This is a genomic window from Saccharothrix sp. ALI-22-I (assembly GCF_001984175.1).
GTDB lineage: Bacteria > Actinomycetota > Actinomycetes > Mycobacteriales > Pseudonocardiaceae > Actinosynnema.
Genome location: NZ_MTQP01000067.1, coordinates 391,170 through 410,487, shown reverse-complemented (window position 1 = coordinate 410,487; position 19,318 = coordinate 391,170). Strand labels below are relative to the sequence as shown.

Below are 19,318 nucleotides of genomic sequence, written 5' to 3'. Positions count from 1 at the left end.
CTCGGCTACCCCAAGTGGCTTCACCAAGCACGTGTTGCGCGCCACCAAGCATCCATGGTGCCCGTCGCCCACCCGGCAAGAGGCCGGCGGTCTGTTAGAACTGGTCGGCGCGGCACTTCGCGGGCTCGGTGCTGGCGATGTTGGCAGCGGTGACGTCGCGGCTCGGGCTGGCGGGGACGATCCTCGTCCCGCACGTGACGCCCGCCGGGCTGGACGCGTTCGCCGACCGGGTGGTGCCGTTGTTGCAGGAGCGCGGGGTGTTCCGGGCGGACTACACCGGGCCGACGTTGCGCGATCACCTGGGCGTGGGCGTTCGGACCTGAGCGCCGGCCCGGCCCGGTCGCCTAGGGTGCTGATCTGTGAAGGCACTCGTGGTTCGTGGTGGCTGGGCCGGGCACTCGCCGGTGGAGGCCACCGACGCGTTCCTGCCGTTCCTGCGCGGCGCGGGGTTCTCGGTCGACGTGTCGGACTCGCTGGACGTCTACGACGCCGGCGTGGGCGCGTACGACCTGATCCTGCAGTGCTGGAGCGACGGCGTGCTGACCGACGACCAGTTCGCGTGCCTGGAATCGGCGGTGCGGTCCGGGACGGGGTTGGCCGGGTGGCACGGCGGCCTGGTCGACTCGTTCCGCCACTCCCGCGGCTACATGCAGTTGGTCGGCGGCCAGTTCGTCGCCCACCCAGGTGATTTCGTGGACCACCGGGTGGAGATCACCTCCACCCACCCCGTAGTGGACGGCCTTTCCGGCTTCTCACTGCGCACCGAGCAGTACTGGGTCCTGACGGACGACCTCAACGACGTCCACGCGACCACAACCTTCGCCGCCACCCCACCCTGGCAAGCACAGCTGACCGTCCCGGCGGTCTGGACCCGCCGATGGGGCACCGGCCGCGTCTTCGCCTGCACGATCGGCCACCACCCAGCCGACCTGGCCCTCCCACCCGTCCGCACCTTCGTAGAACGCGGCCTCCTCTGGGCCGCCCGCTCCACCACCCGCTGATCTCCACGTGCCGAGCCGTCAACGCGGTTCGTCGAAGCGGCACGCATCGAGCACGCGGTCGCGCAGCCACCGGTGCGCCGGGTCCGCGTCGAGCCGGACGTGCCACAGCAGCGACACCGTCACCTCCGGTGCGCGGAAGGGCAACTCGAACGAGCACATCCCCTGCCGCAGGTTCGCGGTGTGACGCTCCGGAACCGTGGCAACGAGGTCCGAAGCGTTCGCCAGCGCCAACGCGGCGCTGAAGCCGTCGACGACCGTCACCACCTCCCGGTGACGGCCCGTCGGGTGAAGGGCCTCATCCACCAGCCCCTCCGTCAGACCTCGCCGTGAGACGTGCACGTGCCGCGCGGAGGCGTACCGGGCTGTCGTCACCTTCCCCGCGCTCAGCGGGTGTTCGTTCCGCACTACCCCGATGAACCGGTCGGTGAACAGGGGCCGGCTCACCACGTCCGGCGCCAGGGCGTGCTCGATGACGCCCGTCTCCAGGTCGACAACGCCATCTCGCAAGCGAGCGGTGTCCTTCCTGGTCTTCTGCAGGAACCGCAGTCGCACGCCAGGCGCCTCTTTGCCGACCTCGGCCACCAACGCGGGGCCGAACCGCTCCACGAACCCGTCGCTGCTGCGCAACGCGAACGTCCTCGCCAGCGTCGCCAGGTCCAGTTCTTCGGCCGGCCGCAACACCTCTTCGGCCTCCTGGACCAGGCCGCGCACCCGGTCGCGCAACGCCAAGGCGTGGGGCGTGGGCACCAAGCCCCGGCCGGCCCGCACCAGCAGCGGGTCACCCGTGGCGCGACGCAACCGCGCGAGCGCGCGACTCATCGCGGACGGACTGAGCGCAAGCCGTTCCCCGGCCCGCGTCACGCTGCCCTCTTGGAGCAGGACGTCCAGCGTGACCAGCAAGTTCAGATCGGGGCGGGCCATCCGCCCACGATGTCACGGATCCGCCGGGACATGGCGTTTCGTGCACAAGTGGGTTGCGATCTTTGCGCGTTCCGCCAGATCCGAACGAGACCTACGTTCGTTGACGACCGTTCGTCACGACCGGCGTCGACTCCAAGAAGTGGCCATCCTCATGAGACCAGCAACTCCTCCGGGCACCGAGCCCGACCAGGCACCGCCTGCGCGCCGTCCACCACTGGCTTGGGCGCTCACCGCACTGTCGCTATCCGTGCTGCTGCCTTCGCTGAGCATCAGCATCGCCAACATCGGCCTACCCGCCATGGCGGTGGCCTTCGACGCCGCCTTCAACGAGGTTCAGTGGGTGGTGATCGCCTACCTCCTGGCGATCACGACGCTGATCATCGGGGTGGGCCGACTCGGCGACCTGGCCGGCCGGCGTCGCCTTCTGCTGGGCGGCATCGCCGTGTTCACCCTCGCGACGTTGCTGTGCGGTCTCGCCCCCAACCTCCCCCTCCTGATCGCCGGCCGGGCGCTGCAAGGTGTCGGTGCCGCGTGCATGATGGCGCTGACCATGGCTTTCGTCGGCGAGACGGTGCCGGCGGACCGCACCGGCAGGGTCATGGGACTGCTCGGCACGATGTCGGCAGTCGGTACGGCGCTGGGACCCTCCCTCGGCGGAGCCCTGATCGCGGTCTTCGGCTGGCGTGCGATCTTCCTCGCCGCCGTGCCGCTCGGCCTTCTCGCGCTCGTGCTCACATTCCGGGTGCTGCCCGACTCCGCACCGGCGACTTCCGCGCGCAGGCGGTTCGACACCGTGGGCATGGCGTTGCTGGCGATCACCCTGGGCGCCTACGCGCTGGCCATGACGATCGAGGGCAACTCGTTCGGCCCGCTTGCCATCGGATTGCTCATCGCCTCGGCGGCAGGCTTCGTCCTGTTCGTCATCACCGAGCGCCGGGTCTCGTCCCCGCTGGTCACCCTCTCGATGTTCCGCGACCCCGTCCTGGCTGCCGGCCTGACGACGAGTGCCCTGGTCTCGACCGTCATGATGGCCACTCTCGTCGTGGGCCCCTTCCACCTGGCTCTGGCCCTCGACCTCGACCCGGCCCTCGTCGGCCTGGTGATGTCGGCAGGCCCCGCGGTGTCCGCCCTCATCGGCGTCCCGGCAGGCCGCGCCACCGACCGCTTCGGAGCCGGGGCGATGGTGGTCGTCGGGCTGGTCGGCATCATCGGCGGAGCTGTGGTGCTCGCCTTGATGCCCACGGCGGCCGGCGTCATCGGATACGTCCTGCCCCTGGTTGTCGTCACGGCGAGCTACGCGCTGTTCCAGGCCGCCAACAACACCGCAGTCATGAAGGACGTCCCCGCACAGCAGCGCGGCCTCGTGTCGGGCATGCTGAACCTCTCCCGGAACCTGGGCCTCATGACCGGCGCATCGGTCATGGGCGCGGTCTTCGCCTTCGCCGCCGGCACGAGTGACATCACCGCGGCCGCGTCAGCCGAAGTGGCTCGCGGAACCCACCGCACCTTCGCCGTCGCCGCTCTCCTCGTGGCCTTCGGCCTGGCCGTGGCCCTGGGCCACCGGCTACGTTCCCGCCGCGCGCCCAGCCACCACGCCTAGTGGCAGGCGGAACTCAAGCAACCGACGAGCGTTTCGCAGGGGTCCCCGCCCGGGGACCCCTGTCTTCATTCTGCAGGCGGGGTCCGACAATTCCGCCGAACTCCGCGCGGGTGCACCGCGAGTCGAACGTTCAGGTCCCGCGAGTCGGACGTTCAGGTCCCGCGAGTTCAACGCTCAGGACACAGTGAGTCCCACGCTCACGCACCGGAGGCCGGAAGAGCGGCCGGTTCGGAGTCGGCGAGGTTGTCGGGGAGCCTGAGGCCCTCGTGCAGTGGTACGAGTTCGGATTGCAGGACGAGGGCCGCGCCGCCGATCGCGGACGCGGTGGCGGCGGAGCGGGACAGGCGTACGTCGACGTTGTGCGCCGCACGGGAGAAGAACGTGCGGTCCAGTTCGTCGCGGACCACCGGCAGGTACACCCAGCCTGCGATCGCGAAGCTGGGGCCGGTCAAGACCAGGACCTCCAGGTCCATGATGTTCGCCAACGTCCGCGCCGCGACCGCGATGTACCGCGCCGAACGCTCCAGGATCGCCAACGCCGAAGGCTCGCCGCGCCGTGCCGCCCGGCTCACCGCCGCGAAGTCCGACGACACGGATCGGGACCGTCCGGTCAAGCCCGCCGACCCGGCCAGCGCCGCGTCCGCGCGGGCCGCCGCGACCACCGCAGCCGGACCGGCCAACACCTCCACGCACCCGCGCGCCCCGCACCAGCACTCGGGGCCGTTGGCGTCCACGCAGATGTGCCCGATCTCCCCGGCGTTCCCGCTGCCACCGCGGTACGTGATGCCGTTGATGATCAGGCCGGCGCCGATGCCCGTGCCCATGTACAACGCCGCCGAGATGGCCGTGCCGCCGATCCCGCCCGACCAGTGCTCGCCCAGCGCCGCCGCCGTGGCGTCGTTGTCCAGCACCACAGGCAGGCTCGTCGCCTGTTCCAACGCCTGGTTGAGCGGGAAGTCCTCCCACTTGCGCATGGCCGGTGGGGTCAGGCCCATGCCGGTGCTCGTGCTGAGGGGTCCGGGGGAGACCAGGCCGAGCCCCAAAACGCGCTTGTGGTCGATGCCGACGCTGTCGATCAGGCCCTTCACCTCGGCCGCCATCCGCCCGACCACGGTCTGCGGTTCGGCCGTGCCCGCGCCGGCCCTGGAAATGCGGGCCACCACGGACCCGCCGAGATTGGTCAGCACGTACGTGATGCCCGCGTGGTCCAGGTGCACGCCCACGGCGTAGCGGGAGGAGTGGTTGAGCTGGAGCAGCACTCTCCGCTTGCCACCGGTCGATTCCGCGCGCCCGGTCTCCACGACCAGACCCTCGTCGATGAGCTTGCGCACGACGGTCGAGATGGTGGCGCCGGTGAAGCCGGTGGCGTTGATCAGGCCGACCCGGCTGATGGTGCCCGCCGCGCGGATCACGTCGAGCACGGCGGACTTGCTGCTCGCGTGTTGCGTCGCTCGCGCCGGTCCGCTCACGTGGGTCACCCGCGTTCGTCTTAGTTCGTTCGTCGGACAAAGCGTAGCAACTTGGCCGGCAGATGACGCCGAGGTGTTGACTTCGTTTCTTTGATGACTTAACAATCCACCTCAACGCGGGACCGCGGCCGGTCTCGGGCCACGAGAGGAATCAATGATGTTCCTGAAGGCAAGGCGCTTCTCACGGACGCGCACGGCGGCGGCCGGACTGGCCGCGGTCGCCATGCTGGCGACAGCGTGTGGTGGATCCAGCGCGCAGAGCGACGCGAACAAGGCCACCCTGGTCCTGCCCGGCCCGGCCGGCGACTTCCAGATCAACTTCAACCCGTTCTCCCCCACCTCGCTGGAGGGCGCCGGGACGATCTTCGAGCCGCTGTTCTTCTTCAACAACATCCGCGACGTCGAGCCCAGGCCGCGGCTGGGCAAGACGTTCAAGTGGAACGCCGACGGCACCCAGCTCGACATCGAGCTGCGGGACGACGTGAAGTGGGCCGACGGCGAGAAGTTCACCGCGCAGGACGTCGCCTTCACCCTCGACATGATCACCAAGAACCAGGCCATCAACGGCACGGGCTACAAGGGCACGGCGACCGCGGTCGACGACACCCACGTGACGGTCAAGTTCGCTGAACCGTCCTACATGGACGGTCCGCAGGTGCTCGGCAGGATCTACATCGTCCCCGAGCACAAGTGGAAGGACTTCGGCACCCCGGCGACCGAACCCGTCAAGGAGCCGGTCGGCACCGGCCCGTTCATGCTGGAGGAGTTCAAGGCCCAGGCGTTCACGCTCAAGGCGAACCCCGGCTACTGGGGCGGTGAGCCCGCCGTCAAGAAGGTCCGCTACATCTCGATGTCGGGCAACCAGGCGACCGTCGACGCGCTGAAGGCCGGCCAGATCGACTGGCAGACGGGCCCGGTCCCGGACATCAAGAACGTCGAGAAGAACTACCCGGGCTACAAGGCCGTCACCATCCCGATGAACCAGGTCGCCCTGTTCACCTGCTCGAACGCCGCTCTGGGCTGCCAGGGCCCGCAGACCGACGTGGCCGTCCGCAAGGCCATCTACTACGGCATGAACCGCACGCAGCTCAACGCGCTGGCGTTCGAGAACACCGCGAGCGAGATCTCCCCCGGCGCGGCGCTCCTGGAGCGCGACAAGGACCAGATCTCCGGCAAGCTCAAGGAGAAGACCGCGCCGATGCAGCCGGACACGGCCAAGGCCACGCAGGCGCTGGAGGCCGCCGGCTACACCAAGGGCGGTGACGGCATCTACCAGAAGGACGGCAAGCCGCTGGCCCTGACGCTGAAGGTCGTGGCCGGCTGGACCGACTACATCACCGCCGTGGACACGATGACCCAGCAGCTCCAGCAGGTGGGCATCAAGATCACCGCCCAGCAGCTCTCCTGGAACGAGTGGTCCGACGCGCGTGGTCGCGGCAACTACGAGCTGTTGATCGACTCGATCTACCAGGGCCCGGCGCCCGACCCGTTCTACAACGCGTCCTACTTCTTCAGCACCTCGAACACGGCCAAGGTCGGCGAGACCGCGCAGCCGAACTTCGCCCGCTTCTCCAACCCGGACGTCGACGCCGCGCTCGCCGCGCTGAAGGGCATCGACCCGGAGGACGACGCCGCCCGGCAGCCGTACCTGGACACCATCCAGACGAAGATCGAGGAGTCGATCCCGTACATCCCGATCCTGACCGGTGGCACGACCAGCGAGTACAACGCGAAGAAGTTCACCGGCTGGCCCACGAAGGAAGACCTGTACGCGTTCCCGGCCCTCTGGGGGCGTCCGGACGCTTCCGAGATCATCATGAAGCTCAAGCCGGCCGGCCAGTGATCGACTGAGTGAGGCGATAGGCGGACCGATGAGGTACTACGCCCGCAAGTTCGGGTTCTACCTGGTCGCCCTCTGGGCGGCGCTGACGCTGAACTTCTTCATCCCGAGGCTCATGCCGGGCAACCCGGTGGACATCCTCATGGCGAAGCTCGCGCAACGCGGCGGAACCGTGGACCCGTCGGCCCGCCGAGCGTACGAGCTGATGCTCGGCACGAACAGCAGCGAGTCGCTCTTCCAGCAGTACATCTCCTACCTGGGTAACATGTTCCGCGGTGATCTCGGCATCTCGGTGAGCGCGTTCCCGGCGCCGGTGTCCGAGGTCATCGCGGGCGCTTTGCCGTGGACGCTGATGCTCGTGGGCATCGCGACGTTCCTGTCGTTCGCCTTCGGCATCATCCTCGGCACGTTCGTCGGTTGGCGGCGCGGCACCTGGCTGGACAGCCTGGTGCCCGCCACCACCGTGCTGTCCGCCGTGCCGTACTTCTGGCTGGCCCTGCTCCTGGTCGCGGTGCTGTCCTCGGCGTGGGGCTGGTTCCCGCTCCAGGGCGGCTACGACATCCTGCTCTCGCCCGGCTGGAACGGCGAGTTCATCGGCTCGGCGATCTACTACGGCACGCTGCCCGCGTTGACCATCGTGATCTCGTCGGTCGGCGGCTGGCTGCTGGGTATGCGCAACATGATGGTGTCCGCGACCTCCGAGGACTACGTGCTGACCGCGCAGGCCAAGGGGCTGCGCGACTCCCGGATCATGATCAAGTACGCGGCCCGCAACGCGGTGCTGCCGTCGGTGGCCGGTTTCGCGATCTCCCTCGGGTTCGTGGTGTCCGGCGCCGTCATCACCGAGCAGGTGTTCTCCTACCCGGGTATCGGGTCCAAGCTCCTGCAAGCGGTGCAGAACAACGACTACGCACTCATGCAGGGCGTCTTCCTCGTGATCACGGTCGCCGTGCTCGGCGCGAACCTCGTGGTCGACCTGCTGTACGCCGTCATCGACCCGCGCACCCGCGTCAGCGGCTGAGAAGGAGAACGGACACCGTGACGAATCTCAGTGCTGTCACCGTCGAGCCTCCGCGCGGCCGGGCCGGGTGGCGGTCCATGCTGCCGCGCTGGTCGCCGAAGCTCGGCGTCGGCCTGGCCCTGGTCGGGCTGATCACGTTCATCGGCGTGATCGGCCCGCTCCTGGTCGGCGACCCGAACACGATCCGCGATATCAGCCTGACGCCGCCGAGCGGTGACTTCTGGCTGGGCACGACGTGGACCGGCCAGGACGTCGTGGCCCAGCTCGCTCACGCGACCAGGGGGTCGCTCTACATCGGCCTGATGGTCGGCGTGATGGCGACGGTGCTGTCCGCGCTGTTCGGCATCGTCGGCGCCTACATCGGCGGGTACGTGGACGAGGGCTTCAACCTGTTCTCCAACGTCATGCTGGTGATCCCCGGCCTGCCGCTGGTGATCGTCATCTCCGCGTTCGTGCCCGCCGACCAGCGCGGCATGTGGACGATCGCGGTGGTGCTGGCGATCACCGGCTGGGCCGCGTCGGCACGGGTGTTGCGCGCGCAGACGTTGTCGCTGCGCAACCGGGACTACGTGGCCGCCGCCAGGGTGTCCGGCGAGAAGCCGTGGCGGGTCATCACGGTCGAGATCCTGCCGAACCTGCTGCCGCTGCTGGCCTCGCAGTTCGTGTTCTCGGTGATCTACGCGATCCTGAGCGAGGCGGGCCTGTCGTTCCTCGGCCTGGGCGCGTCCAACTCGTCCACGCTCGGCACGATGCTCTACTACGCGCAGAACAGCTTCGCGCTGCAACGCGAGGCGTGGTGGTGGTTCGTGCCGCCGGGCCTGATCATCGCCCTGTTCGGCTGCGGTCTGGCGTTGGTGAACTTCAGCATCGACGAGATCATCAACCCCAAGCTGCGCGACATCCCCCGTCGCCGCAAGGCGGAGGTCTCGAAGGTGGCCGAGCCCGTTTCGCGGACGGACGACGATGTGGTGCTGACCGTGAACAACCTGTCCGTCGTCTACCAGGTGGAGACGCCGGTGCACGCGGTCAAGGACGTGTCGATCACGTTGCGGCGAGGCGAGATCCTGGGGCTGGCCGGTGAGTCCGGCTGCGGCAAGACGACGCTCGCCTACGCGATCAACCGCCTGCACCGGCCGCCGGCCGAGGTGACCACCGGCTCGGTGACGTTCCACGACCGCGAGGGCGGTGACATCGACGTCCTGGCGCTGACGCCCGGCGAGCTGCGGGCGTTCCGCTGGTCGAAGCTGTCCATGGTGTTCCAGGGCGCGATGAACGCGTTGAACCCGGTCATCACGGTCCGGGCGCAGCTGGACGACGTGCTCACCACGCACCGGCCGGAGATGACCAAGGCGCAGCGCAAGGCCAAGTGCGAGGAAGTGCTCAAGCTGGTCGGCGTGGACGTGCGGCGGCTCAGCTCGTTCCCGCACGAGTTGTCCGGCGGTATGCGGCAGCGCGTGATGATCGCGATGGCGCTGCTGCTCGACCCGCAGGTGATGATCATGGACGAGCCGACCACCGCGCTGGACGTGGTCGTGCAGCGCGGCATCCTGCGGGAGATCCTGCGGCTGCGCGACGAGATCGGCTTCGCCGTCCTGTTCATCACCCACGACCTGCCGCTGCTGCTCGAACTCGCCGACCGCATCGCGGTGATGAAGGAAGGCGAGGTCGTCGAGTACGCGACCGCGCAGGACATGTACGAGCAGCCCGCGCACCCCTACACCCGCCAATTGCTCGACTCGTTCCCCAGCCTGACCGGCGAACGCGGCGCGTTCGTCCGCTCCGGCGAGCAGATGACGCCGGTCGACCGGTCCGGCGAGCCCACCGCGTTCGGAGGCGTCCGATGACCACGTTGGAAGCGAGCGAACTGGTCAAGGACTTCCACGTCCGGGTCGGCCTGCGGCGGGTGAAGCTGCGGGCGGTGGACAACGTGTCGTTCACCCTCACCCCCGGCCGCACGGTCGCGCTGGTCGGCGAGTCCGGCTCGGGCAAGTCCACCATCGCCCGGATGATCGCCCGGTTGGAGAAGCCGAGCAGCGGCGCCATCACGGTGACCGGGCCGGACGGGCAGCGCGTGGCGGACCGGCGGTACCGGGACAACGTGCAGATGGTCTTCCAGGACCCGTTCGCCTCGCTGAACCCGTTCCACACCATCGAGCACCACCTGGCCCGGCCGTTGAAACTGCACGGTAAGCCGCACGGCTGGAACGACGTCGTGCAGCTGCTGGAACGCGTCTCGCTGCCCGGCCGTGACATCGCCGGACGTCGGCCGCACGAGCTGTCCGGCGGTCAGCGGCAGCGCGTGGCCATCGCGCGGGCGTTGGCGCCGGGCGCGAAGGTCGTGGTGGCGGACGAGCCGGTGTCCATGCTGGACGTGTCGATCCGGTTGGGCGTGCTCAACCTGATGGCGCGCCTGCAACGCGAGGAGAACCTGGCCGTCCTCTACATCACGCACGACCTGGCCACCGCCCGGCACTTCTCCGACGACATCCTCGTGCTCTACAAGGGGCGCGTGGTCGAGCGGGGACCGGCCGACGACGTGATCCTCAACCCGCAGCACCCGTACACCCGCATCCTGGCCTCCGCCGCGCCGAACCCCGAAGCGCGCGGCCGGGCCGTGGACATCGACCCGGCCGACGTCGAGAAGGCCGGAGCCGCCGCCGCGTACGACTGGGTCTAATTGCCGCTGCTCCACCGCCTGCGCGGCTCAATCGGGGGATAAACACGAGTGCCGCACGCCGAAAAGGCGTGCGGCACTCGTTCAGGAATACCTCTAGACGGCCGTTGCGCGCACGAGCACCAACCGCTCCGGGTACTGGACAGGGGCCTGCACACCGGCGTTCTCCAGCACACGACCGGGCAGCGTCACGCCCTCCGGCGTCCACCAAGGCAGGCGTACGCCCCAGTTGTCCGCGTTGCCGTCCGGGACGTCACCGGGAGCCAGCGGCCGCACGTGGTACGAACGGTCGGGGGACAGGCCCGGCAGGCGGACCGCGCCCGGTGGGTAGAACTCGGACGTGGCCAGGGCGACGATGGCGAACACGCCGTCCGAGCCGTCCTCCGCCACCACGCCGTGCACCTCGATCGCCGGATCGGCGTGATCGCCGTGCACGGACACGCCGGTGTGCAGCAGGGGCCGCAACTCCTTGTACAGAGCCACCCACGACGTCAGCCGCTGGAGATCTTCCTCGGAAGCCTTGGTCAGGTCCCACTCGATGCCGAAGTGCCCGAACAGCGCCGTCCCGGCCCGGAAGTCGATCGGGTGCTGCCGGTGCGTGGTGTGTGACGTTCCCGAGCCGACGTGCGTCCCCATCAGCTCCAACGGGATCAGCGCGTTGGTCCACCGCTGCATCGACTGCCGCTCCAGCGCGTCGATGCAGTCCGACACCCACACCCGGTCGGTGCGCTCCAGGATCTCCAGGTCCACCCGCGCGCCGCCGGACGAGCACGACTCGATCTCCACCGTCGGGTGACGCCGCCGCAGCTCGTCCAGCAGCCGGTAGGTGGCCAACGTCTGACCGCGCACCCCTGCCCGCCCGGTCGGCCGGTGCCCGGCGTCCACCAGGTCCCGGTTGTGGTCCCACTTCAGGTACGACACCGGGTACGTGGACAGCAGGTCGTCCAGCCGCTCCAGGATGTACTCGAACGCCTCCGGCCGGGCCAGGTCCAGCACCTGCTGGCGACGCGCCGGACCGGGCAGCCGGTCGCCCGCCGCCATGATCCAGTCCGGGTGCGCCCGCGCCAGGTCCGAGTCCGGGTTGACCATCTCCGGCTCGACCCAGATGCCGAACTGCATCCCCAGCCCGGTCACGTGGTCGGTCAGCGGCTTGAGACCGTCCGGCCACACCTCGTCCGACACGTACCAGTCGCCGAGACCTCGGCTGTCGTCCCGCCGCGACCCGAACCAGCCGTCGTCCAGCACGAACCGCTCGGCGCCGACCAGGGCGGCGGCGTCCGCCAGGGCCTTCAGCCGGCCCAGGTCGTGGTCGAAGTACACCGCCTCCCAGGTGTTCACCACGACCGGGCGCGGTGACTTCGGGTGCGACGGGCGCGACCTCATGTACCGGTGGAACCGACCGGACACCTCGTCCAGCCCGTGCCCGTAGGAGGCGTACTGCCACGGTGACGTATAGGACTCGCCGGGCGCCAGGACCACCTCACCGGACAGCAGCAACTCGCCGGACCCGAGCAGTGACACCGAGTGGTAGGTCTTCTCGGCGAACGTCCGGTGGTTGCCCGACCAGGCCGTGTGCACTGCCCAGATCTCGCCCGACCGGTTGTCGAACCCGGCGGTGCCCGCCGCGAACAGGTACGCGGAGTCGTAGCCGGTCCGCCCGGTCCGGTTCTCCCGCACGCGCAGGCCCTGCGTCCACCGGGTGCGCAGCGGGCTGCGCTCACGCGTCCACCGCCCGGTGAAGTCCAGGATCTCCACCGCCTGCCCCGGCACCGGCAGGGTCAGGTTCACCGCGTCCACGGCGAACTCCGACGAACCGGTGTTGGACAGCACGGCGCGCTGCCGCACCAGCCCGGACGGGGTCAGCTCGATGACCAGTTCCAGCCCGAGCCCGGCGACCTCGTCCACCGCGTGCACCACCGATCGGCCCGCCACCGGGCCGTCGACCGACACGACGCGGAACGCGGTCGAGAAGTCCCGTCCGCCCCGATTGCCGATGATCCCGGGCGTGCCGAGCCAGCCGGCCGACTGCTCCGGCAGCACGGCCACGTCGACCGCGCCGTCCACCGAGAAGCCGATGGGGTGCGGGGCTTGCGCCAACAGCACCGCGTCCAGTTCCCCCGGATCGAGTTCGCCCAGCTCAGCGCCCCAATAGCGGACTCGGGGGAGTGTGCTCCCGGAGAAGTCCAGCACCAGGCTTACACCTGCCGCCCGCAGGTGCGTCACGTCTGCCACTTGTGGTCTTCCTCTCTGGTGATGAACCTCGTTGACTTACTTTAGTTGCTGGCGTAAGAATCGCCATACCTTGAAGTTCATACTGCTGAACCCACCGCGCCGCCGGAAAAGGGGAACGATGATCCGCACGACCTTGCACAACGGGTGGCGAATGAGCGCGGTGGCCGGGCCGATCCCCGAGACCGTCGCCGGCCGCGAGGTGCCCGCCGAGGTCCCCGGCAGCACTCACCTCGACCTGCTCGCGGCAGGCCTCATCCCGGAGCCGTACCTCGACACGAACGAAGCCGAGCTGGCCTGGATGCACCGCGCCGACTGGCGTTACGCCCTCACCTTCGAGGCCGAGGCCGCCAAACCGGGCGAGAAGGTGGAGCTGGCGTTCGACGGCCTCGACACCGTCGCCACGGTCGAGCTGAACGGCAAGCTGCTCGGCAGCACCGCCAACATGTTCCGCTCCTACCGCTTCGACGTGCGCGCGCACCTGAAGGACGGCGCTAACGACCTCGTCGTCACGTTCCGCTCCGCCCTCGCCTACGCAGAGGAGCAGGAGGAGGTGCTGGGCTGGCGCGACCGCGCCTACCCGCACCCGATGAACGCCCTCCGCAAGATGGCCTGCTCGTTCGGCTGGGACTGGGGTCCCGACCTGCAGACCGCCGGCATCTGGAAGCCCGTCCGCCTGGAACGCTGGGCCGAGGCGCGACTGAGCCAGGTCCGACCGCTGGTCACGGTGGACGAGAACGGCATGGGCCGGGTCGAAGTGCACGTCGAGGTCGACCGTGCCCAAAGCACCGACCTCACCGTGATCGCCGGTGTCGGCGGCGTCGAACAGCGCGTCCAGGTCGACGGCGACACCGCTGTGGTGACCGTCGAGGTGCCGGACGTCGACCTCTGGTGGCCCGTGGGTTACGGCGATCACCCTCTCTACGACCTGCACGTCATCCTCCAGTCCGGCGACGATTACGTCGACCGGAGTATGCGTCGCATCGGCTTCCGCACAATCACCGTCGACACGACGCCCGACGAGGTCGGCGCCCCGTTCACCTTCGTCGTGAACGGCAAGCCGGTGTTCGCCAAGGGCGCGAACTGGATCCCGGACGACCACTTCCTCACCCGCATCACCCGTGACCGGCTGGTCCGCCGGGTCGAGCAGGCCGTGGACGCAAACATGAACATGCTTCGCATCTGGGGTGGTGGCATCTACGAGACCGAGGACTTCTACGACGTCTGCGACGAGCGCGGCGTGCTGGTGTGGCAGGACTTCCTGTTCGCCTGTGCCGCGTACGCCGAGGAGTCGCCGCTGTGGGAGGAGGTCGAGGCCGAGGCCCGCGAGAACGTCGCCCGGCTGACCTCGCACGCCTCCCTGGCGCTGTGGAACGGCAACAACGAGAACCTGTGGGGCTTCGCCGACTGGGGTTGGCCGGAACAGCTCCAGGGTCGCACCTGGGGTCTGGGCTACTACACCGAGCTGCTGCCCAAGATCGTCACCGAACTGGACCCGACCAGGCACTACGCGCCGGGCAGCCCGTACAGCCCCGACAGCGACCTGCACCCGAACGTGGACACCCACGGCACCCGCCACGAGTGGGAGGTCTGGAACCGGATCGACTACACCCACTACCGCGACTTCACCCCGCGGTTCTGCTCGGAGTTCGGCTTCCAGGGCCCGCCGACCTGGGCGACGCTGACCAAGTGGGTGCACGACGAGCCGATGACCCCGACCTCGCCCGCATTCCTGCTGCACCAGAAAGCCGAGGACGGCAACGGCAAGCTGGACCGCGGCCTGGCGCCGCACCTGCCCGCCCCGGAGGCCTTCGAGGACTGGCACTGGGCGACCCAGCTCAACCAGGCCCGCGCGGTCGCGTTCGGCGTCGAGCACTTCCGCTCGCACTGGCCCCGCACGGCCGGCGCGCTGGTCTGGCAGCTCAACGACTGCTGGCCGGTCACGTCGTGGGCCGCGATCGACGGCGACGAGCGCCCGAAGCCGCTGTACTACGCGCTCAAGCACGCCTTCGCGCCACGCCTGCTCACCGTCCAGCCGCGCGACGGCGTGGACGCGCTGTTCGCCGTCAACGACACCGACGAGACCTGGACCGGTGACGTGTCACTGGAGCGGCAGACGTTCGCGGGTGACGTGCTCGCGGCGGTTAAACTCCGCCTCGACGTGCCGGCGCGGTCGGTCGCGCAGCTGGAATTGGCGGCGGAACTGGTCACGCCGGGCGACCCGAAGGTGGAGGTCCTGGTGGTGAGCACCGCCGACGCGCGCACCGCGCACCTGTTCCGGGAGGACCTGGAGCTCAGCTACGACCCCGCGCCGCTCACCGCCGAGGTGACGCGGCTCGCCGACGGCTACCGGGTGGACGTCACCGCGTCCTCCTTCTCCCGTGACGTCGCCGTGCTGGCCGACCGCGTCGCCGAGGACGCCGTGGCCGACGACACCCTGGTCACCCTCGCCGCCGGCCAGTCGCACTCGTTCCTGGTCCGGACCGCGACCACGCTGGCCGACCCGTCCGTCCTCACCGGACCGCTGGTGCTGCGATCGGCCAACAGCCTCTGCGCGGTGCGGACGTGACTTCCGTCCCCGGCTCCGTCGGCCTCGTCCTGGCCCGCCCCGCGCGGTTGCTGGGCGCGGAGCCGTTCTTCATGGAGTTCATCGCGGGCATCGAGGAACGGCTGGCCGAAGGCGACCGTTCCGTGCTGCTGCACATCGTGGCCACCGAGGACGCCGAGATCGCCGCCTACCGCAGGTGGGCGGCGGGCGGTCTGGTCGACGCGGTGGTGGTGGTGAACCGCACCGTGGACGACCACCGCCCGGCGGTGCTGCGGGAGATGGGCCTGCCCGCGCTGTACGTCGGCGAGCCGGACGAGATCGCCGTGCCCGCCGTCCGCACGGACGACGCGGGCCCGGTCCGCGAAGCCCTCGCGTACCTGCTCGACCTCGGCCACCGCCGCATCGCCCGGGTCAGCGGCCCGGACACGTTGCTGCACACCAGGGCCCGCACCGCGGCCCTGCTCGAAGGCTGCGCGCAAGCGGGCATCGAGCCGACCGTGCTGGAGGGCGACTACTCCGAGGAGTCAGGGGCGAAGCTCACCACCGTGCTGCTCAACGCCCCCGAGCCGCCCACCGCGATCCTCTACGACAACGACGTGATGGCCGTCGCGGGCCTGAGTGTCGCCAAGGAACTGGGCTTCGCCGTGCCCGACCGGCTCAGCCTGGTGGCGTGGGACGACTCGTCCCTGTGCCGGCTCACGTCCCCCGCGCTCACCACGATGAGCGTGGACGTCCACCAGTTCGGCGTCACGGTCGCCGAGTCCGTGCTGGAACTCATCGACGGCCGCGAGGTCGCCGAGCGCTGGTCGCCCAAGCCCACGCTCATCCCGCGGGAAAGCACCGATAAAGGACCGACATGACCCACCAAGCCGCCGAGTCGCGGTACGAAGCCATGCCCTACCGCAGGTCCGGCCGCAGCGGGCTCAAGCTGCCCGCCGTGTCCCTGGGCCTGTGGCACAACTTCGGCCACGACAAGCACCTGGACGGCCAACGCGCGATCGTGCGCCGCGCCTTCGACCTCGGCGTGACGCACTTCGACCTGGCCAACAACTACGGTCCGCCGCCCGGTAGCGCCGAGGAGAACTTCGGCAAGCTGTTCGCCCAGGACCTCCAGCCGTACCGGGACGAGATCCTCGTGTCCACCAAGGCCGGCTACCACATGTGGAACGGCCCGTACGGCGAGTGGGGTTCGCGGAAGTACCTGGTCAGCTCACTGGACCAGTCGCTGACCCGGCTCGGTCTGGACTACGTCGACATCTTCTACCACCACCGGCCCGACCCGGAAACTCCCATCGAGGAGACGATGGGCGCACTGGACGCGATCGTGCGGCAGGGCAAGGCGCTGTACGTAGGCATCTCGAACTACTCGGCCTCGCAGACCCTGGAAGCCGCCCGAGTGCTGCGCGACCTGGGCACGCCGCTGCTCATCCACCAGCCGTCGTACTCGATGTTCAACCGCTGGATCGAGGACGGCCTCCTCGACGCGCTGACCGAGGTCGGTGCCGGCAGCATCGCGTTCTCGCCGTTGGCCCAGGGCGTGCTGACCGACCGTTACCTCAACGGCGTCCCCGAGGGATCGCGTGCGGCAGGCGCCTCCCCGTTCCTCTCGTCGTCCAACCTCACCGAGGAGAAGCTGGCGAAAGTCAAGGCGCTGAACGACATCGCCAAGCGACGCGGCCAGACGCTGGCGCAGCTGGCGATCGCCTGGGTGCTCCGCAACGTGACGTCCGCTCTGATCGGCGCGTCCAGCGTGAAGCAGCTGGACGACAACGTGGCCGCGACGGCGAACCTGTCGTTCGAGGTAGCGGAGCTGGCGGAGATCGAGCAGTACCTCTGACGTCCACAGCCCCGTTGAACCCCCGCCTGGGCGTTGATCCGCACCGCCCAGGCGGGCCTCGCTCATGGCGGTGGTACGCGACTTCGCCGGCGCGATCCACAGTGGAGGTGCAGAACAACGTGCTCACGGTGACGGCGGAGCGCCCAACCCGCCGATCGGCGTACTCGCTTACCGCGAGGTAACACCGCTCGCCACCGCTCGTAACGACTACCGGTCATCCTCAATCCACAGGGAGTCAACCACTTCACGGTCCAATACGTCTCAAGTGGACCCTGGAGACGCAACGCTTGACGGAACTTTGCTTAACCGCTTAACTAAGTCCCATGGGCCAAGCACTCGACCCGATCGCGGTCGCGATCGACATCGGCGGCACCAAACTCGCCGCAGCGTTGGTCGAGTCAGACGGCACCGTCCTGGCCCGCCGCACCACACCGACACCGGCCGGTGACGCCGAAGCCGTCTGGCGCGGCCTGGCGGGCGTGCTGGACGAACTCCTCAGCCTCACCGCAGACCGCACCATCCTCGGCGCAGGCATCGCCTCGGCCGCCCCGATGGACTTGCGCGAAGGCACGATCAGTCCCGTCAACATCCCCGGCTGGCGCGACTTCCCGATCACCACTCACGTCCGCGACGTGCTGCCAGGCCTCCCAGTCCGGCTAGGCGGCGACGCGCTCTGCATGGCCCTGGCCGAATACCACCACGGCAACGGCCAGGGCAGCCAGTGCCTGCTCGGCATGGTCGTCTCCACCGGCATCGGCGGCGGTTTCGTCTTCGACGGCCAACCCCACTTCGGTACCACCGGCAACGCGGGCCACGTCGGCCACTTCGTGGTCGACCCGTCCGGCCCACTGTGCGGCTGCGGCGCGAACGGCTGCTCCGAAGCCATCGCCAGCGGCCCATCGATGGTGCGCTGGGCGTTGGAACAAGGCTGGCAACCACTAGGCGGCACAGCGGACGGCGTCGCCCTGGCCGCCGCAGCACGGGCCGGCGACCCAACCGCACAGGCAGCGTTCCGACGTTCCGGCGCAGCAGTGGCCCAAGTGATCACCGTAGCCGCCGCCCTGTGCGAAATCGACCGCGTCGTCATCGGCGGCGGCGTAGCCCAAGCCTGGGACCTACTGGAACCCGCCATCACCCAGCCGCTAGCGGACTACGCTGGCCTGGACTTCATGCGCCGAGTCGAGGTATGCCCGGCAACACTGGGCGTCGACTCAGGCCTCATCGGCGCCGCAGCACTGCTGGCAAACGAACGAATCCCGTCCCTACCCGTGGGAATCTGAGTCCACCACCCCACCGGCCACAACGGATCCGCCACCGGCCGACGAGGCTCGATTTGACATGGCACCCGTAAGGGTCCCATGTCAAATCGAGCCGGACTTGAGCCGAACAGTCCACTGAGGACTCAGAACCCCGTCACTACTGGAAGTTCACGTCACTGCACAGGTAGTACGCCTGATCCATGTGGCTGGCCTGCCAGATCGTGAACACCACGTGGCGACCGGTCCGGCTGCCCGCGTTGACCTGAGCCTGGTAGAGCCCCGTGGTGGGGTAACGCCCGGTCGTGGTGACCAGCTCCAGGTCGCTCCAGTTCAGCGGCGACGTCGCCGTGTTCACGCCCTGCCGGGTGATGTAGATGCGGAGGTAGTCCGCACCGTGCCTCGCCTGGTCGGTGATGGTGAGGGTGAACTGGCGCGGCTTGGTGGCCGTGTTCCACGCGCCGACCGCGTCGAGCGCCCGGTAACGACCACCCTCGGCCAGGCCACCGCTGCACAGCTGGCCGTTCGGCAGAGCGCCCTGGTGGTTGCCGCCGACACCGTTGCGGTACAGGCCGTTCCAGTTCCACATCGCGTTCGGGTCGGCCTTCCAGGCCTGTGCGCACATCGGGTCGGTCAGGTGCATGTTCGGGTTCAGGTGGTCGCTGCCCCAGCGTTGGTGACAGCCGTAGTTGCGCGACGGCGGGTCGGTGACCGAGCCGTGTGCGCTCGCGGTACCCGTTGCGCTCACCAGGACCACGACGCTGGCAGCGAGAACCGCCAAGACCGAGCTGAAGACGCCGAACACCGTTCGGAGACCGCGACTGAAGGTCATGTGTTTTGTCCTCCACGTTGAGGATTACGGAGTACTGACTGGGAGCGCTCCCAGACCCCAAGGTAGCGAACCGGGCACAATCTGTGAACC

The 19,318-nt window shown here is 69.1% G+C and carries 14 protein-coding genes and 1 pseudogene; 11 read left to right on the top strand and 4 right to left on the bottom strand.

Features of this window, described 5'->3' with window-relative positions:
• Positions 1 to 173: 173 nt before the first annotated feature.
• Positions 174 to 323: pseudogene (locus ALI22I_RS34395) on the top strand (F420-dependent methylene-tetrahydromethanopterin reductase); the annotation flags it as partial.
• Between the two features lie 36 nt (positions 324 to 359).
• Complete coding sequence (locus ALI22I_RS34390) at positions 360 to 1,001, top strand: ThuA domain-containing protein (RefSeq protein WP_202971137.1); 642 nt, start codon at positions 360 to 362, stop codon at positions 999 to 1,001.
• An 18-nt stretch (positions 1,002 to 1,019) separates the two neighbouring features.
• Here ALI22I_RS34390 and ALI22I_RS34385 read toward each other — a convergent pair whose 3' ends face one another.
• The gene (locus ALI22I_RS34385; protein WP_077009710.1) at positions 1,020 to 1,922 is read right to left on the bottom strand and encodes a LysR family transcriptional regulator; all 903 of its coding nucleotides are present in this window, start codon (positions 1,920 to 1,922) and stop codon (positions 1,020 to 1,022) included.
• 247 nt (positions 1,923 to 2,169) lie between these two features.
• Here ALI22I_RS34385 and ALI22I_RS34380 point away from each other — a divergent pair, with 247 nt between their 5' ends.
• The gene (locus ALI22I_RS34380) at positions 2,170 to 3,522 is read left to right on the top strand and encodes an MFS transporter (RefSeq protein ID WP_238598720.1); all 1,353 of its coding nucleotides are present in this window, start codon (positions 2,170 to 2,172) and stop codon (positions 3,520 to 3,522) included.
• Positions 3,523 to 3,719: 197 nt separating this feature from the next.
• Here the strand turns inward: ALI22I_RS34380 and ALI22I_RS34375 are convergent, their stop codons facing one another.
• Positions 3,720 to 4,991, bottom strand: a complete 1,272-nt coding sequence (locus ALI22I_RS34375) for an ROK family transcriptional regulator (RefSeq protein WP_077010138.1) — start codon at positions 4,989 to 4,991, stop codon at positions 3,720 to 3,722.
• Between the two features lie 154 nt (positions 4,992 to 5,145).
• On the opposite strand from ALI22I_RS34375, the gene ALI22I_RS34370 reads away from it, so the two are divergent.
• From ALI22I_RS34370 to ALI22I_RS34355, 4 genes are read left to right on the top strand one after another with little or no spacing between them, the layout of a single operon-like run.
• Positions 5,146 to 6,834: an ABC transporter substrate-binding protein gene (locus tag ALI22I_RS34370; protein WP_077009709.1), complete on the top strand. Its 1,689-nt coding sequence runs from the start codon at positions 5,146 to 5,148 to the stop codon at positions 6,832 to 6,834.
• Positions 6,835 to 6,862: 28 nt separating this feature from the next.
• On the top strand, positions 6,863 to 7,852 hold the full coding sequence (locus tag ALI22I_RS34365; RefSeq protein WP_077009708.1) for an ABC transporter permease: 990 nt from the start codon (positions 6,863 to 6,865) through the stop codon (positions 7,850 to 7,852).
• 17 nt (positions 7,853 to 7,869) lie between these two features.
• Positions 7,870 to 9,696 carry a dipeptide/oligopeptide/nickel ABC transporter permease/ATP-binding protein gene (locus tag ALI22I_RS34360; RefSeq protein WP_077009707.1) on the top strand — a complete coding sequence of 609 codons (1,827 nt, stop codon included), beginning with the start codon at positions 7,870 to 7,872 and terminating at the stop codon, positions 9,694 to 9,696.
• Complete coding sequence (locus ALI22I_RS34355) at positions 9,693 to 10,529, top strand: ABC transporter ATP-binding protein (protein ID WP_077009706.1); 837 nt, start codon at positions 9,693 to 9,695, stop codon at positions 10,527 to 10,529. Before ALI22I_RS34360 ends, ALI22I_RS34355 begins: the two co-directional genes overlap by 4 nt.
• A gap of 93 nt (positions 10,530 to 10,622) precedes the next feature.
• Here ALI22I_RS34355 and ALI22I_RS34350 read toward each other — a convergent pair whose 3' ends face one another.
• On the bottom strand, positions 10,623 to 12,758 hold the full coding sequence (locus tag ALI22I_RS34350) for an alpha-galactosidase (protein WP_077009705.1): 2,136 nt from the start codon (positions 12,756 to 12,758) through the stop codon (positions 10,623 to 10,625).
• A gap of 118 nt (positions 12,759 to 12,876) precedes the next feature.
• On the opposite strand from ALI22I_RS34350, the gene ALI22I_RS34345 reads away from it, so the two are divergent.
• The 4 genes from ALI22I_RS34345 (at position 12,877) to ALI22I_RS34330 (ending at position 18,420) form a co-directional block, all read left to right on the top strand.
• A complete protein-coding gene (locus ALI22I_RS34345) occupies positions 12,877 to 15,324 on the top strand; it encodes a glycoside hydrolase family 2 protein (RefSeq protein WP_077009704.1) in 2,448 nt (815 codons plus the stop codon).
• On the top strand, positions 15,321 to 16,163 hold the full coding sequence (locus ALI22I_RS34340; protein WP_077009703.1) for a LacI family DNA-binding transcriptional regulator: 843 nt from the start codon (positions 15,321 to 15,323) through the stop codon (positions 16,161 to 16,163). The genes ALI22I_RS34345 and ALI22I_RS34340 overlap by 4 nt, the downstream gene beginning before the upstream one ends.
• Positions 16,160 to 17,140 carry an L-glyceraldehyde 3-phosphate reductase gene (gene mgrA / locus ALI22I_RS34335; RefSeq protein ID WP_077009702.1) on the top strand — a complete coding sequence of 327 codons (981 nt, stop codon included), beginning with the start codon at positions 16,160 to 16,162 and terminating at the stop codon, positions 17,138 to 17,140. Before ALI22I_RS34340 ends, mgrA begins: the two co-directional genes overlap by 4 nt.
• Positions 17,141 to 17,463: 323 nt before the next feature.
• Complete coding sequence (locus ALI22I_RS34330; protein ID WP_077009701.1) at positions 17,464 to 18,420, top strand: ROK family protein; 957 nt, start codon at positions 17,464 to 17,466, stop codon at positions 18,418 to 18,420.
• A 136-nt stretch (positions 18,421 to 18,556) separates the two neighbouring features.
• Here the strand turns inward: ALI22I_RS34330 and ALI22I_RS34325 are convergent, their stop codons facing one another.
• Positions 18,557 to 19,228, bottom strand: coding sequence for a lytic polysaccharide monooxygenase auxiliary activity family 9 protein (locus ALI22I_RS34325; RefSeq protein ID WP_077009700.1), 672 nt, complete (start codon positions 19,226 to 19,228; stop codon positions 18,557 to 18,559).
• Positions 19,229 to 19,318 lie beyond the last annotated feature (90 nt).

Coding starts and splice junctions, on each gene's coding strand:
- ALI22I_RS34355 (WP_077009706.1), top strand. CDS start 9,693: ATGACCACGTTGGAAGCGAGCGAACTGGTCAAGGACTTCCACGTCCGG.
- mgrA (WP_077009702.1), top strand. CDS start 16,160: ATGACCCACCAAGCCGCCGAGTCGCGGTACGAAGCCATGCCCTACCGC.
- ALI22I_RS34385 (WP_077009710.1), bottom strand. CDS start 1,922: ATGGCCCGCCCCGATCTGAACTTGCTGGTCACGCTGGACGTCCTGCTC.
- ALI22I_RS34330 (WP_077009701.1), top strand. CDS start 17,464: ATGGGCCAAGCACTCGACCCGATCGCGGTCGCGATCGACATCGGCGGC.
- ALI22I_RS34365 (WP_077009708.1), top strand. CDS start 6,863: ATGAGGTACTACGCCCGCAAGTTCGGGTTCTACCTGGTCGCCCTCTGG.
- ALI22I_RS34325 (WP_077009700.1), bottom strand. CDS start 19,228: ATGACCTTCAGTCGCGGTCTCCGAACGGTGTTCGGCGTCTTCAGCTCG.
- ALI22I_RS34370 (WP_077009709.1), top strand. CDS start 5,146: ATGATGTTCCTGAAGGCAAGGCGCTTCTCACGGACGCGCACGGCGGCG.
- ALI22I_RS34345 (WP_077009704.1), top strand. CDS start 12,877: ATGATCCGCACGACCTTGCACAACGGGTGGCGAATGAGCGCGGTGGCC.